Source organism: Mesorhizobium sp. USDA 4132 (assembly GCF_056279545.1).
Map to the genome: position 1 here is coordinate 3,572,511 of NZ_JBWCCP010000001.1, position 13,839 is coordinate 3,586,349.

Below are 13,839 nucleotides of genomic sequence, written 5' to 3' on the forward strand. Positions count from 1 at the left end.
CTTTAAACGCCTCACTACATTGATCGGCGGCACGACCGCACCACCTCCATCCTTCTGCCGGCGGCGATTCTCCCGCTGGACCTCTCGACGTCAAGGGCGGCATGACCACTCAGCAGATCCTGGCATTTTCCGTTATCGCCATCATGATGGCGGTCTTTATCTGGGATCGGTTCCGTTATGATGTGGTCGCCTGCTGCGCGCTGGTGCTGGCCGTCGCGCTCGGCGTCGTGCCGGTCGACAGGGCGTTTTCCGGCTTCTCGGACGACATCGTCATCATTGTCGGCAGCGCGCTGGTGGTCAGCGCCGGCGTGGCACGGTCGGGCATCGTCGATACCGCGATCAAGAAATTCTTCCCGAACCTCAACACGCTGCCCACGCAGCTCGCGCTGCTGATGATCGTCGTGGCGCTGCTTTCCGCCTTCATCAAGAATATCGGCGCTCTGGCGATCATGATGCCGGTCGCCTTCCAGTTCGCCAGGAAATCGGGCGCCTCCCCGTCGAAATACCTGATGCCCATGGCTTTCGCCGCTCTGCTCGGCGGGCTGATGACACAGATCGGCACTTCGCCGAACATCGTCGTCTCGCGGCTGCGCGAAGAGCTGACCGGCAGGTCTTTCACGATGTTCGATTTCACGCCGATGGGGTCGATCCTGACCGTCGTCGGCATCACCTTCCTGCTCTTCTTTCACTGGCTGGTACCGAGCCGCACCCGGGAGAACAGTTCGATCGAAGAGGCGGTGGAGATCACCAATTACACGTCCGAGGTCTCCCTGACCGCGGAATCGACGATACTGGAAAAGCCGCTCAGCGAACTTCTGAAGCATGCCGACGGCGACGTGCTGGCCATCGCGGTGCTGCGCGGAACGTCCCGCATGTCGCCCTTTCCGGACCTGACGCTGCGTGAAGGCGACGTGGTGATGCTGGAAGGCCCTTCGAAGGCGCTCGATCGGATCGTCTCCGGCGGCAGGCTGAAACTGTCCGGCAAACCGCTGAAGGAAAAAGGCCAGACGCAGACGGACGTGATCTCGGTCGAGGCGATCATCACCCAGGAATCGTCGCTCAAGGGCCTGTCCGCCAAGGAACTGGCGCTCTCCTATACGCGCGGCATCAATCTTCTGGCGATCAGCCGGCGTGGCGAACGGCTGACGCAGCGGTTGGGCGAGCTGACGCTGATGGCGGGCGACGTGCTGGTGCTGCAAGGCAGCCGCAAGAACCTGCCCGCCGTGCTGCAGGATTTTTCCCTGCTGCCTCTCGCCCAGCGCGAAATCCTGCTCGGGACACAGCGGCGCGCCTTCATTCCGCTGGTCATCCTGGCGCTTGCCATGGCCGCGACGGCCGTTGGTATTGCCCCCGTTCCGGTCGCCTTCTTCACGGCTGCCCTCGGCATGGTCATCTTCCGGGCGATCCCGCTCAACGACTTCTACAAATCGGTCGACGGGCCGATCCTCGTCATGCTGGCCGCGCTGATCCCGGTTTCGGATTCGCTGAGGACGACCGGCGGCAGCGAGCTGATCGCAGGCTGGCTCGGCCACGTTGCCGCGACACTTCCGGCCTGGGGTGCCCTCGGGTTGATCCTCATTACGGCCATGGCGGTGACGCCGTTCCTCAACAATGCCGCGACGGTGCTCGTGATGGGCCCGATCGCGGCGAGCTTCGCCACCAATCTCGGTTTTCGGCCGGAGGCGTTTCTGATGGCGGTGGCGATTGGCGCCGGCTGCGATTTCCTCACCCCGGTCGGCCACCAGTGCAACACGCTGGTCTTCGGCCCCGGCGGCTACAAGTTCTCCGACTATCCCCGCCTCGGCCTGCCGCTTTCTTTCCTGATCATCCTCGTCAGCGTGCCGGCACTGCTCTATGTTTGGCCGGTAAGGTAAGGTTCAGGGCCAAAAACCTTGACGCTTACGGCTGAATATGGCCTAAGCCTGCGCCAATCCGCATTTCAAAAACAGGCTTGGCGCCTTTCCGGCCGCCACAGATAGAGCATTCTTCATGATCGCCACGAAGCCCCGCGTCCGCATCGCCCCTTCGCCGACAGGCGAGCCGCATGTCGGCACCGCCTATATCGCGCTGTTCAACTATCTCTTCGCCAAGAAACATGGTGGCGAATTCATCCTGCGCATCGAAGATACCGATGCGACGCGCTCGACGCAGGAATTCGAGGACAAGGTTCTGGACGCGCTGCGCTGGACGGGCCTGACCTGGGCGGAAGGCCCGGATGTCGGCGGCCCCTACGGTCCCTACCGCCAGTCCGACCGCAAGGACATGTACCAGCCCTACGCCCAGCAGCTGCTCGACAAGCGCCATGCCTTCCGCTGCTTCTGCACGCCCGAGCGGCTCGAGCAGATGCGCGAAGGCCAGCGCGCCGCCGGCAAGCCGCCGAAATACGACGGCCTTTGCTTGAACCTGACGGCCGAGGAAGTGACCTCCAAGATGGCGGCGGGCGAAGGCTCGGTCATCCGCATGAAGATCCCGACCGAGGGCTCCTGCGATTTCCATGACGGCGTTTATGGCGACGTGTCGATCCCGTGGGATTCGGTCGACATGCAGGTGCTGATCAAGGGCGACGGCATGCCGACCTACCATATGGCCAACGTCATCGACGACCATCTGATGAAGATCACCCACGTGGCACGTGGCGAGGAATGGCTGGCCTCGGTGCCGAAGCACATCCTGCTCTACCGCTATTTCGAGTGGGAACAGCCGGTGTTCATGCACCTCTCCCTGATGAGGAATGCCGACAAGTCGAAGCTGTCGAAGCGCAAGAACCCGACCTCGATCTCCTATTATTCCGCGCTCGGCTACCTGCCGGAAGCGCTGATGAACTTTTTGGGCCTGTTCTTCATCCAGATCGCCGAAGGCGAAGAGATGCTGACCATGGACGAGCTCATCGAGAAGTTCGATCCGGACAACCTCTCCAAGGCCGGCGCGATCTTCGACATCCAGAAGCTCGACTGGCTGAACGGCCGCTGGCTGCGCGAAAAGCTGTCTCCGGACGAATTCGTCGCCCGCGTTCTGGAGTGGGCCATGGAGAACCGCCGCCTGACGGAAGGCCTGAAACACTCGCAGAGCCGCATTTCGAAGCTCGGCGAGCTGCCGAACCTCGCAGGCTTCCTGCTGTCCTCCGATGTCGGCCTGACACCCGCCTCGTTTGCGGGCCTGAAGACCAGCCCGGCCGAGACGCTGGAAATCCTCACCACCGTCCAGACGGATCTCGAAAAGATCCTCGAATGGAATGTCGAGACGATCGACGCTGAACTGCGCGCCGTGGCCGACAAGCTCGCCAAGAAGCTGCGCGTCGTCACGCCGCCGCTTTTCGTTGCGATGTCGGGTTCGTCCCGTTCGCTGCCATTGTTCGATAGCATGGCGCTGCTCGGCCGGTCCGTGGTGCGCCAGAGGCTGAAGATTGCAGCGACAGTGGTGGCATCCATGGTGGGCGACGGAAAGTAAGAAACCGCATGCCTTCATATTGAAGGTGGATGTACAGCATACCCCCCTCTGCCCTGCCGGGCATCTCCCCCTCAAGGGGGGAGATCAACCAGAGGCGCCACCTCCGCCCTAACCAGCGTCGAATGCTGGGCATGCGATGACAGAGAGAGGGCGATGAGCAAGCTCCATCAGATCTCCCCCCTTGAGGGGGAGATGCCCGGCAGGGCAGAGGGGGTAACCGCAACGAAGACAGCCCGAAGAAGGCGAAACACGATGACCGAGAACACGACCGAAACCGCCCTCTCCTCCGACGCCACACAGGTGCGCGCCCAGAAACTCGCTTTGCTTCGTGAAAAGATCGGCGACGTCTATCCGGCGCATTTCCACCGGACGATGACCAATGCGGAGCTAGCCGAGAAATACAAGAACCTCGAGGCGGACGTCGAGACACAGGACATCGTCACCGTCGCCGGCCGGGTTTATTCCTCGCGCAATTCCGGCATGTTCATGGATATCCATGACGCATCGGGCAAGGTGCAGATCTTCTCGCACAAGGATACCACCCCGCAGGAAGCCCGCGACCTGTTGCCGATGGTCGATATCGGCGACATCATCGGCGTCACAGGCGTCGTGCGCCGCACCAAGCGCGGCGAGCTGACCATCAACGCCCAGAACATCACCATGCTCACCAAGTCGCTGCTCCCCATGCCGGAGAAGTGGCATGGCCTCTCGGATGTCGAGCTGCGCTACCGCAAGCGCCATCTCGACATCATGACCAACGAGGAGTCGAAGCTCCGCTTCCAGCAGCGCAGCCGCATCGTCTCGGGCATCCGCCGCTTCATGGAAAACGACGGCTTTATGGAAGTCGAAACCCCCATGCTGCATTCGGTCTATGGCGGCGCCACAGCCGAGCCGTTCAAGACCCACCACAACACGCTGAAGCTCGACATGTACCTGCGTATCGCGCCGGAATTGTTTCTGAAGCGTACGCTGGTTTCGGGCCTCACGGACAAGGTGTTCGAGATCAACCGCAATTTTCGGAACGAAGGCGTCTCGACCCGGCACAATCCCGAATTCACGATGATGGAGTGCTACTGGGCCTATGCCGACTACGAGGACATCATGGACCTCGTCGAGCGCATGTTCTCGACATTGGCCATGACCATCCATGGTACGACCGAAGTAAAGTTCGGCGACAAGGAATTGTCCTTCAAGGGCCCGTTCAAGCGCGTGCCAATGCCCGATGCGGTGAAGGAAGCGACCGGGATCGACTTCCTTGCCATGAAGACTGACGAGGAAGCCCGCACCGCCGCCAAGGCCGCCGGCTTCGCGGTCGAGAAGGACTGGACCTGGGGCGAATGCCTTGCCTTCATCTTCGAGGAAAAGGTCGAGGGCACGCTGATCCAGCCGAGCCACGTGACGCATTTCCCGAAGGACATCTCACCCTTCGCCAAGGAAGTGCCGGGCGAACCGCGCCTCGTCGAGCGCTTCGAGACCTATTGCAACGCCTGGGAACTGGGCAACGCGTTTTCCGAACTCAACGACCCGGAAGAGCAGCGCAAGCGCATGGTCGAACAGCTGGAACAGGCGCATGCCCGCGGCGAAAAAGACAAGCAGCTCGACGACGAATTCCTGGATGCCATCGACCAGGGCATGCCGCCCGCCGGCGGCCTCGGCATCGGCGTCGACCGCCTCGTCATGCTGCTGACGGACTCACCGTCGATCCGCGATGTGATCCTGTTCCCGGCGAGACGCGCCAAGGCGGATTGATAGGGTTCGCCTGCCACCAAGGCCACCACGGTCGTCATCCTCGGGCTCGACCCGAGGTTCCACCGGCTGGGCATTGCGGATGCTGGATCCTCGGGTCAAGCCCGAGATGACGACGGAGAAGTCGGTTTACTCCCCTCTCAATGCACGACCTTCTCAGCCGGGCCCTTCGCATCCGAAGCTGACGCCGCCTCAGCGGGTTTTGCGGGTGCGGCTGGAGCCGGTTGGCCCCTGAGCTTTGCGAGCCATTCGGCGCCGGCGGCGTCCGCGTCCGTTGAGCCGGCGGTCTTGGCCGGGGCTGCTTCCGCATGCGCCGTTTCCGGCGGTTTGGCGTCGGAACGAACCGCATCGCCGTCGGTCTGCTTGGACCAGCGCTTGCCGCCTTCCGCAGACGTACGTGGCGCAGGCGCGGGCTCTGCTGGCTTGGCGGCGGTCTGGGCTGCGGCCTGTGGTGCTTCGGCCTTCCCCTGTTCGCCGCTGCCGGAGAACATGCCGGTTATCGAGGCGAGAAAACCGCCCTCTTGCTTTTTCGGTTCGGCGGACGCGACCTGAGCAGGTGCGGCCGGCTTCTGCTTGCCTTGGCCCTGATCGGCGGCAGCCTTGTTCTGTGCTACAGGTGCCGGATGCGTGGCGGCGGTCGGAGCCGGATGGGCGGCATGGGTTTGAGCGGCGGCGGCATTGCCCTCGGGCGCATGTGCGGCTTCTGCCGGCGCTTGCGCCTTCGAGCCGAAGATCATGCCGGTGATGGAGCTGAAGAAACCGCCGTTTTCCTTGGCCGCAATTTCGTCACCATGGCCTTCGGCCGGAGCACCATGCGCATCGGCTGGCGCTCCATGCGGGTCGGTAACAGGCTCGCCATGACCGGAAGCGGGCTTTTCGCTCATTGCTCCGTGGCTCTTCGGCTTCTCGCCATGGCTGGCGGAAGCGCCGTGTTCGCCTTCCGGCGCCGCGACGACCGGTTCGACGCAATCGGCGTGATCGGTCAGCCGTGCGGTGAGCGTCTCGACATCCTCGAGCGGCAGGTCGATGCGTATGCCGTAATATTCGCCGTTCGAATTGGCCGCGCCATCGAGGTAGTAGGCTGAATAGGGCCGTACGTCGGCGCCTTCGGGCGCCTTGTTGGGATCCGGAATATAGACGACCTGGGCACCGATCGCACGGCCGCGCATCTGAGCGCGATCGCGGGGGCCGGCCTTGTCGATCATCGCCACCTGGACGAGATCCGCCTTTTCCTTTTCCTGGACCGCCTTGGCGACACGCAAGGCCGTGCGAATGCGCGCCAGACCGTCGCCGGTTCCGTCGCTCACCACGTATTTGCGGATCCAGTAACGCTGATCGCGCTTGATCTTGACCGTTTCCAGCGCGGTACATTCGAGCCCGTTGATCTCCAGATAGGAGGGGCCGAGGATCTTGTCCGTACCGATGAGCACAGCGGCCGCACCGCTGCCACCGCCAAGAACGACGATACTGCCCATGAGGATGAAGACGAGCTTCTTGGAAAACCGGAACTTCAGACCCTTCACTTGCCGAGCTCCGGCATGATCAAACTCCATATCTACGCAAAACAACAGGATGGAATAGTGCCGGGATAGTCGCCTATTCTTGTTGAGGAAGCTTTAAGCCGGGCCATTCTTTTTGTGCCCTGGAGGTCTTTCTTCGGGTCGGCCTGCGCCATTCCGAAACGTTCCAGCTTTTGATGCGCCCCTCTTGCGCAAATCCAACCGCGGGTATATACCCGCTCTATGCCGAACGACACCTGCCACTGCATCCTGCTGCGCAAAGCCTCCCGAAAGGTCTCGTCCTATTACGACGAGGCCCTGGCGCCGCTTGGCGTCAACATCGGGCAGTTCAGCCTGCTGCGCAACATCAACCGGCTGGCGCCGATCTCGCTGACCGATCTCGCCGTCCAGGTGGAACTGGACCGTTCGACGGTCGGCCGCAATACCAAGGTGCTGGAGCGCATGGGCCTGGTGACGATCGGCCATGGCGAGGACCAGCGCGAGGCGATGCTGACGGTGGCGCCGAAGGGTGCGGCGATCCTGAAGCAGGGCGCGCCGCTCTGGGACAGCGTCCAGGACGATATCGAGGCCCGGCTCGGGGCCGAGAAAACCAGACAATTGCAGGAGCTGCTGGCGGCTCTCTGATTTTTATGCAAAAGCGGGCATATACCCGAAAATTACACGCTGCCGGAGCGGCAACGACCAGGAAAGGGACAGAACCATGATCTCCAATCGCGCCGCCCAATGGATGGCGGCCAGAAACCTGCACTATGGATGGGTGGTCGCCATCACCACATTCCTGACGATGCTCGCGACCGCCGGCGCCATGGGCTCGGCCGGCGTGATGATCCAGCCGCTGCATCAGGAATTCGGCTGGGATATCGCCGACATCTCGTCCGCCATGGCGGTGCGTTTGTTGCTGTTCGGGCTGCTTGCTCCGTTTGCCGCCGCGTTCATGAACCATTTCGGCATCCGCCAGGTCGTCACGACCGCGCTGGCGCTGATCCTGGGCGGCATTGTCGTTTCACTATTCATGACCGAGGTCTGGCAGCTGGTGGCGCTTTGGGGCATCGTCATCGGCGTCGGCACCGGCATGACCGCCATGGTGCTTGGCGCAACGGTAGCTTCCCGCTGGTTTTCGCAACGTCGCGGCCTCGTCATGGGCATGTTGAGCGCCAGCAATGCGACCGGCCAGCTCGTCTTCCTGCCGCTCTTGGCGGACTTGAGCGAAACCTATGGCTGGCGCACGGCACTGGCGCTGACAGCCTTCGCCATCAGCGCCGCCATGATCCTCGTGCTGGCGCTGATGCGCGACCATCCCGCCGATGTCGGCCTGCCGGCCTATGGCGAGACGACCGTCTCCAGGTCACCGAAGCAGGATCACAAGCTGCTGACCACGCTGATCTCGCCGATCACCACGCTGAAGAGCGCCTCGGCCAGCGGCACCTTCTGGGTTCTGTTCGGCACCTTCTTCGTCTGCGGGCTTTCCACCAATGGCCTTATCCAGACCCATTGGATCTCGATCTGCGGCGATTTCGGCATGGCGCCGCTGGCCGCCGCCAGCACGCTGGCCGTGCTTGGCATCTTCGATTTCTTCGGCACGATCATGTCCGGCTGGCTTTCCGACCGGTATGACAACCGCATCCTGCTCTTCTGGTATTATGGGCTGCGCGGCCTGTCGCTGATCTACCTCTCTGTCTCCGGCTTCAGCTTCTATGAACTGTCGGCCTTCGCCGTCTTCTACGGGCTGGACTGGATCGCCACCGTGCCGCCAACGGTAAAGCTCGCCGCCGACAAATTCGGCCGCGAAAAGGCCGGCATGGTGTTCGGCTGGGTGTTCACCGGGCACCAGCTGGGCGCTGCCACCGCGGCCTATGGCGCAGGCTACCTGAAGAGCGGTTTCAACACCTACATGCCGGCCCTGCAGATCGCCGGCGTGATGTGCATGATCGCCGCGGTTTCCGTCCTGCTGCTGCGCAAGCCGGGCACCGCCAAGCTGGTGCCGCAGCCGGCCTGATGACACCGCACTTCTCCGGCGGCCGTCATTCGCCGCCGGAGATTACCTGCCGTTGCAAAACTGCAAACTCGCCGGATATGATATCTGGTGCGCAAAGCGAGCCACTGCGGGAGGCATCATGTCGTCGATCACCTCGGGCAACGCCGTACAATATGCCGACAGCAGCAAGCTTGCGGCTCGCGGACGCCTTAACAGGGAATATACGATTGCCGAAACCGGCTGGTTTCCCTGGGTTGCACGGCAATTGCCCTTGCGGCCGGGTGACCGCGTTCTCGATATCGGCTGCGGCCCAGCCTGGTTCTGGGCCTCCGTCATCAACGATATACCTGGAAATCTCGACCTCACCCTTGCCGATCAGTCCTCCGGAATGGTGGAAGAGGCCCTTGCGCGCTGCACGCCCCTCCCCTTCGGATCGGTCACGGGCCGGCAGTCGGAAGCTTCCGCCCTGCCCTTCGACGACGATAGCTTCGATGTCGTCATCGCCATGCACATGCTCTACCACGTGGCCGATCCGGCGGCCGGCATCGCGGAAATGTCCCGGGTGCTGAAGCCGGGAGGTTGTCTCGCCGTCACCACCAATGGCATCGGCAACATGCGCGGGATCTACGAGCTTACCACCGTGTTCGGCAGCGAGCCGTTCGATCCGAGCGCCGCCATTTTCGGATACGACAAGGCCGAGAAGCTGATGCGTGCGAGGTTCGGCGATGTCGCCTTCGCGCAGCACCCCGCAAGAATGCGGATCACGGAGCCGGAGGACGTGTTTCTGGCGCTGACTTCCTACCCGCCCGGCGACGGCGCGGACGAGGCTCAACTGGACGCGTTCCGGCAAGCAATCGCCGCCGCATTCGAGCGCGGCAATGGCGTGCTCGAGGTGGAGAAGGAAACCGGCCTGTTCGTCAGCAGAAAGCCGCACTGATCCCGACGTGGACTTGACCCTTCGCCAATGTAGAAAGGCCCGTCGCGAGACGGGCCTTTCTTCATGCCGGCGGTGGAAGCTGGTATCAGGCTGCGGCCAGGGTCAGTTCCTTCTTGACGATCTGGCGCAGCGACGCGAGGTCCTTGGCGAAGGCGCGAATGCCTTCCGACAGCTTTTCGGTCGCCATGGCGTCCTCGTTCAGCATCCAGCGGAAGGACTTCTCGTCGAGCGACTGCAACGGCTCCGCGTTGAACGTTTCCGGCACGAGCTTGCGCTCCAGCTTGCCGGTGTCCTTGTCGAGCTCGTCGAGCAGAGCCGGGCTGATCGTCAGGCGGTCGCAGCCGGCCAGCGCTTCGATTTCGCCGGCATTGCGGAAGGAGGCGCCCATGACGATCGTCTTGATGCCGTTCGCCTTATAGTAGTTGTAGATGGCGCGCACGGAGACGACGCCCGGATCGGTCTCGGCCGTATAGTCCTGGCCGGTTGACTTCTTGTACCAGTCGAGAATGCGGCCGACGAAGGGCGAGATCAGGAACACTTTGGCTTCGGCGCAGGCGATTGCCTGGGCCTGGGAGAACAGAAGCGTCAGGTTGCAGTCGATGCCTTCCTTCTGCAGCACTTCCGCGGCGCGGATGCCTTCCCAGGTGGAGGCGAGCTTGATCAGGATGCGGTCGCGCTCGATGCCGCGCTCCTTGTAGGCGGCGATGATATGGCGAGCCTTGGCAATCGACGCTTCCGTGTCGAAGGACAGGTCGGCATCGACTTCGGTCGAAACGCGGCCCGGCACCAGCTCGGACAGGGCGGCACCGACGGTGATCGCCAGACGGTCGGCGACGGCGGACACGACGGCGTCCGGATTGCCCGACTGTTTGCGGCCCCAGGCAATCGCTTCCTTGACCTTGTCGGCGAAGATGGGCGTGCCGAGCGCCTTCAGGACGATGGTCGGGTTGGTGGTGCAATCCACGGGCTTCAGGCGGGCGACCGCCTCGATGTCGCCGGTATCGGCAACGACCGTGGTCATGGAACGAAGCTGCTCTAGTTTAGACGTCATCCGAATATTCCTCGATATATGGAGAACTAAACGCCTGTTGCGCGATTTGGCTCCTCCAGCGCGTTGGCAAGAATTATCCCCTGCCGGCGGTCAAAAAGTCAAGACATTTGTTCTTCGGAATTGACATATGTGTCAGTTGGAACAAATATCATGGGGCTTGTCCATCATTGTCCCGGGAGGCCCGTTGGCTAGGCTCAGACACGAGACCCATACCGCCTATTCCGAAGCCGCCTCCATGCGGCTGCGGGCGGCATGGCTTTATTATAACCAGGGATTGACGCAAAAAGATGTCGCCGAACGGCTGGGCTTGAGCCGCTCGACGGTGATCCGCCTGCTCGACGAGGCGATGAAGCGCTCCGAGGTCCAGATCTGGATCAGCGAAGGCATCGACACCTGCGTCGAACTGGCGATCCGGCTGGAAAAGGCCTACGGGCTGGACGAGGCCGTGGTCGTGCCCGCCCCGCGCGACAGCAGCGCCGCGGCGCTCGCCAGTTCGGTCGGCCTGGCGCTCGGGCAATTCCTTTCCGAAGTGGTGCAGGACGACATGACCATCGGCGTCGGCTGGGGCCGCACCATGACGGCCTCGCTCGGCAGCTTTCGCCCGCCGCGGCGGGAGAACTGCAAGGTCGTGTCGCTGCTCGGCGGCATCGTCGCCGTACACCAGACCAATCCGATCGACTACACTTGGCGTTTCGCCGGCCAGCTGGGCGCCGAATGCTACATGTTCCTGGCGCCGCTTCTGGTCGACTCGGTCAAGACCAAGCGGGCGCTGATCGAGCAATGCGGGCTCAATACGATCTACGATCTCGCCGAAAATCTCGACCTCGCGGTGGTGAGCTGCGGCGATATCGGGCCACATTCGACCTCGCTGTCGGAAGGCTTCATATCCAAGGCCGAGCTAGACCGACTGATCGCCGCCGGCTGCGTCTGCGACACGATGTTCAACTTTCTCGATGAAGAAGGCCGCTCGGTGGATCACAAGCTGAACGAGCGGGTGATGTCCGTGGATCTGGATACGCTGAGACAGGCCAAACACATCGTGCTCTCCTCCGGCGGCGCGCACCGCGCGGTGGCGATCCGCGCGACGATCCGCAGGGTCGGGTGCAATACGCTGATTACGGATGAGACGGCGGCGAAGGAGTTGTTAAGGTTGAACGAACCTTCCTAGGGAGCACAAGGGTTGGCCTGACACAGGCTGCGCTGCAACAGACGGATTATCAGGCAGCGGTCAGAAACTCCACTCCGAGGGAATTGATCCGCCGCCAGCGGACTTCGCATTCGAAACGTCGACCATCTGACAGGGCGAGACCGAAGCTTTCCGGCACGGACAACGCGTTCTCGATCTTGATCAACGCACCGCCGGCTGAGATTTCCTTGACGATGCAGTCGAAGGCCGAATGATCGCCATTAAAGACGATCTTGGCGCCTAGAAAGCTTTTCGATCTCTGGTATCTGCGCTCATGCACCTGACCGCGTCCTTCGACGATTATACTTCAGTCATCACTTATATGCCCCAATGGGCAATCCCGCAATCCTCAGAGGCCGCCCATGACTTTTGCAGGCGACTTGGTATCTGCCGCTTGCGGCCCGGCAATGGAACCTGAATGCTGAGCTCAAGCGTTCGGCCCCTCACGCATTCCCCGCTTCCCAGCCCAGGATCGCCCGCTTGCGCGTCAGCCCCCAGTGATACCCCGTCAGCGCCCCGCTCTTGCCGAGCGCCCGATGGCAGGGAACCACGAACGAAATCGGGTTCGCTCCAACAGCCGCACCTACCGCGCGGCTGGCGGTCGGCTGGCCGATATCGTTGGCGACGTCGGAATAGGTGACGGCCTTGCCGAACGGGATTTTCAACAGGCTCTGCCAGACGCGCACCTGGAAATCGGTGCCGATCAGCACGACCTTCAGCGGCTGATCGCAGGACCAGTTCGCACGGTCGAAGACGCGGCCGACATAGGGTGCTGTCATCTCCTGGTCGGGAACATATTCGGCATTCGGCCAGCGGCGCATCATGTCGTCGAGCGCCGCCTGCTCGTGGCCGAGATCGGCAAAGGCGAGACCTGAAAGTCCGCGGTCGGTCGCCATGACCAGCGCTTGGCCGAAGGGCGACGAATGGAAGCCGTAGCGGATCGTCAGGCCGCCGCCGCGCGCTTTCCATTCGCCGGGCGACATCGCCTCATGAGTGACGAACAGATCATGCAATCGTCCCGGACCTGAAAGCCCGAGTTCGTAGGAGGCTTCGAGCAGCGGCAGTTCCTCCTTGCCGAGCAGGCGCTTGGCATGGTCGAGGGTGACGGCCTGGAGGAAGGCCTTCGGCGACAGCCCGGCCCAGCGGGTGAACACTTTCTGCAGCTGCGTCGGCGACTGACCAAGCTCGGAGGCAATCGCCTCGAGCGACGGCTGGTCGCGGTAATCGAGCGTGATCATCTCGATGACGCGGCGGACGGTTTCGTAGTCGGAACCATCGGGCGTCACGTCGATGGGCGACGAATCGATCTTGGCGAGAGCATTCATGGCTTGTCTCCTTTACAGCGCCGCACGCCGATGAAGCCGAAGCGGTGGGCGCGCAAAAAATCGCTGTGCAACTGATATGCCCTCTAAATGCGCCTTCAGCCTCGCCGAAACCACCCGTTTCTTGCCCGATTGCCGGTTTTCTCGCCCGCTCAGATCCGATGTTTGACCATGGCGAGAGCACCCTTGAAGGCCTTGGCGAAACTTTCACGATCGTCCGGATTGAGGAAGGAGCCGATATCGGTGCCGCGCCCCTCGCCCGTCACAGACATGGACGTGATGCCGAACTCCTCGTGGCGGCGGACGTTGAAGCGCGCCCAGAACGGATTGAAGCGATGCTCCACCACACGCCCCGCCGGCGAGAATTTTCGGATCGACAGGTTGCTGCGCGAGACCGTCACTTCCTCGCGCGCCCGGCCCGAGCGGTAGCTCATCTTCAGCGCGATATAAAGACCGAGGAAATCCAGCCCGAAGAAGAAGCCGATCGGATAGGCGCCGGTAATCAGGAAAAAGCCGCCATAGAAAACGCAGATGCCGCCCGTCAACACCAGAACGACGCGAAAGCCCGTTTTGCCGAGCGAACGGTAGGGCGTCAGTTCGGCCGCAAAAACAGGCTGATCCTCGGAAACGTCCACGTTGATTTCCCTCCTGCGGG

At 62.4% G+C, this 13,839-nt stretch carries 12 protein-coding genes; 7 read left to right on the top strand and 5 right to left on the bottom strand.

The annotated features are described in order from the left end of the window. The first annotated feature begins 101 nt into the window (after positions 1-101). The 3 genes from ACZ9IU_RS18180 (at position 102) to lysS (ending at position 5,196) form a co-directional block, all read left to right on the top strand. Positions 102-1,874 carry an SLC13 family permease gene (locus ACZ9IU_RS18180; RefSeq protein WP_038545415.1) on the top strand — a complete coding sequence of 591 codons (1,773 nt, stop codon included), beginning with the start codon at positions 102-104 and terminating at the stop codon, positions 1,872-1,874. A gap of 115 nt (positions 1,875-1,989) precedes the next feature. Beyond that, positions 1,990-3,447: a glutamate--tRNA ligase gene (gltX, locus tag ACZ9IU_RS18185; protein ID WP_038545418.1), complete on the top strand. Its 1,458-nt coding sequence runs from the start codon at positions 1,990-1,992 to the stop codon at positions 3,445-3,447. Between the two features lie 252 nt (positions 3,448-3,699). Beyond that, positions 3,700-5,196, top strand: a complete 1,497-nt coding sequence (gene lysS / locus ACZ9IU_RS18190; RefSeq protein WP_038545420.1) for a lysine--tRNA ligase — start codon at positions 3,700-3,702, stop codon at positions 5,194-5,196. A 137-nt stretch (positions 5,197-5,333) separates the two neighbouring features. Here the strand turns inward: lysS and ACZ9IU_RS18195 are convergent, their stop codons facing one another. Beyond that, positions 5,334-6,716 (bottom strand): hypothetical protein, encoded by a 1,383-nt coding sequence (locus ACZ9IU_RS18195; protein ID WP_051899813.1) that lies wholly within the window; start codon positions 6,714-6,716, stop codon positions 5,334-5,336. 219 nt (positions 6,717-6,935) lie between these two features. Between ACZ9IU_RS18195 and ACZ9IU_RS18200 the strand changes: the two genes are divergently transcribed. From ACZ9IU_RS18200 to ACZ9IU_RS18210, 3 genes are all read left to right on the top strand, one after another. Beyond that, a complete protein-coding gene (locus ACZ9IU_RS18200) occupies positions 6,936-7,337 on the top strand; it encodes a MarR family winged helix-turn-helix transcriptional regulator (RefSeq protein ID WP_038545423.1) in 402 nt (133 codons plus the stop codon). Between the two features lie 76 nt (positions 7,338-7,413). Continuing rightward, a complete protein-coding gene (locus tag ACZ9IU_RS18205; RefSeq protein ID WP_038545427.1) occupies positions 7,414-8,709 on the top strand; it encodes an MFS transporter in 1,296 nt (431 codons plus the stop codon). A gap of 118 nt (positions 8,710-8,827) precedes the next feature. Next, positions 8,828-9,625, top strand: a complete 798-nt coding sequence (locus ACZ9IU_RS18210) for a class I SAM-dependent methyltransferase (protein ID WP_038545430.1) — start codon at positions 8,828-8,830, stop codon at positions 9,623-9,625. Between the two features lie 85 nt (positions 9,626-9,710). Here ACZ9IU_RS18210 and tal read toward each other — a convergent pair whose 3' ends face one another. After that, entirely contained in the window at positions 9,711-10,676 is a 966-nt protein-coding gene (tal, locus tag ACZ9IU_RS18215; protein ID WP_038545433.1) for a transaldolase, read from the bottom strand. Between the two features lie 235 nt (positions 10,677-10,911). Here tal and ACZ9IU_RS18220 point away from each other — a divergent pair, with 235 nt between their 5' ends. Beyond that, positions 10,912-11,844, top strand: a complete 933-nt coding sequence (locus ACZ9IU_RS18220) for a sugar-binding transcriptional regulator (RefSeq protein WP_437179059.1) — start codon at positions 10,912-10,914, stop codon at positions 11,842-11,844. 49 nt (positions 11,845-11,893) lie between these two features. Here ACZ9IU_RS18220 and ACZ9IU_RS18225 read toward each other — a convergent pair whose 3' ends face one another. The 3 genes from ACZ9IU_RS18225 to ACZ9IU_RS18235 all read right to left on the bottom strand — a co-directional run bounded on the left by ACZ9IU_RS18225 (position 11,894) and on the right by ACZ9IU_RS18235 (position 13,819). Continuing rightward, entirely contained in the window at positions 11,894-12,142 is a 249-nt protein-coding gene (locus ACZ9IU_RS18225; protein ID WP_038545439.1) for a PilZ domain-containing protein, read from the bottom strand. A gap of 163 nt (positions 12,143-12,305) precedes the next feature. After that, on the bottom strand, positions 12,306-13,187 hold the full coding sequence (locus tag ACZ9IU_RS18230; RefSeq protein WP_038545443.1) for a methylated-DNA--[protein]-cysteine S-methyltransferase: 882 nt from the start codon (positions 13,185-13,187) through the stop codon (positions 12,306-12,308). Positions 13,188-13,336: 149 nt separating this feature from the next. Further along, positions 13,337-13,819: a DUF2244 domain-containing protein gene (locus ACZ9IU_RS18235; protein WP_038545446.1), complete on the bottom strand. Its 483-nt coding sequence runs from the start codon at positions 13,817-13,819 to the stop codon at positions 13,337-13,339. Positions 13,820-13,839: the final 20 nt, after the last annotated feature.

What these genes read in the sequence shown, in the direction of transcription:
- ACZ9IU_RS18210 (WP_038545430.1), top strand. Translation starts at nt 8,828, where the DNA reads ATGTCGTCGATCACCTCGGGCAACGCCGTACAATATGCCGACAGCAGC.
- gltX (WP_038545418.1), top strand. Translation starts at nt 1,990, where the DNA reads ATGATCGCCACGAAGCCCCGCGTCCGCATCGCCCCTTCGCCGACAGGC.
- ACZ9IU_RS18200 (WP_038545423.1), top strand. Translation starts at nt 6,936, where the DNA reads ATGCCGAACGACACCTGCCACTGCATCCTGCTGCGCAAAGCCTCCCGA.
- ACZ9IU_RS18220 (WP_437179059.1), top strand. Translation starts at nt 10,912, where the DNA reads ATGCGGCTGCGGGCGGCATGGCTTTATTATAACCAGGGATTGACGCAA.
- ACZ9IU_RS18230 (WP_038545443.1), bottom strand. Translation starts at nt 13,187, where the DNA reads ATGAATGCTCTCGCCAAGATCGATTCGTCGCCCATCGACGTGACGCCC.
- ACZ9IU_RS18205 (WP_038545427.1), top strand. Translation starts at nt 7,414, where the DNA reads ATGATCTCCAATCGCGCCGCCCAATGGATGGCGGCCAGAAACCTGCAC.
- lysS (WP_038545420.1), top strand. Translation starts at nt 3,700, where the DNA reads ATGACCGAGAACACGACCGAAACCGCCCTCTCCTCCGACGCCACACAG.
- ACZ9IU_RS18180 (WP_038545415.1), top strand. Translation starts at nt 102, where the DNA reads ATGACCACTCAGCAGATCCTGGCATTTTCCGTTATCGCCATCATGATG.
- tal (WP_038545433.1), bottom strand. Translation starts at nt 10,676, where the DNA reads ATGACGTCTAAACTAGAGCAGCTTCGTTCCATGACCACGGTCGTTGCC.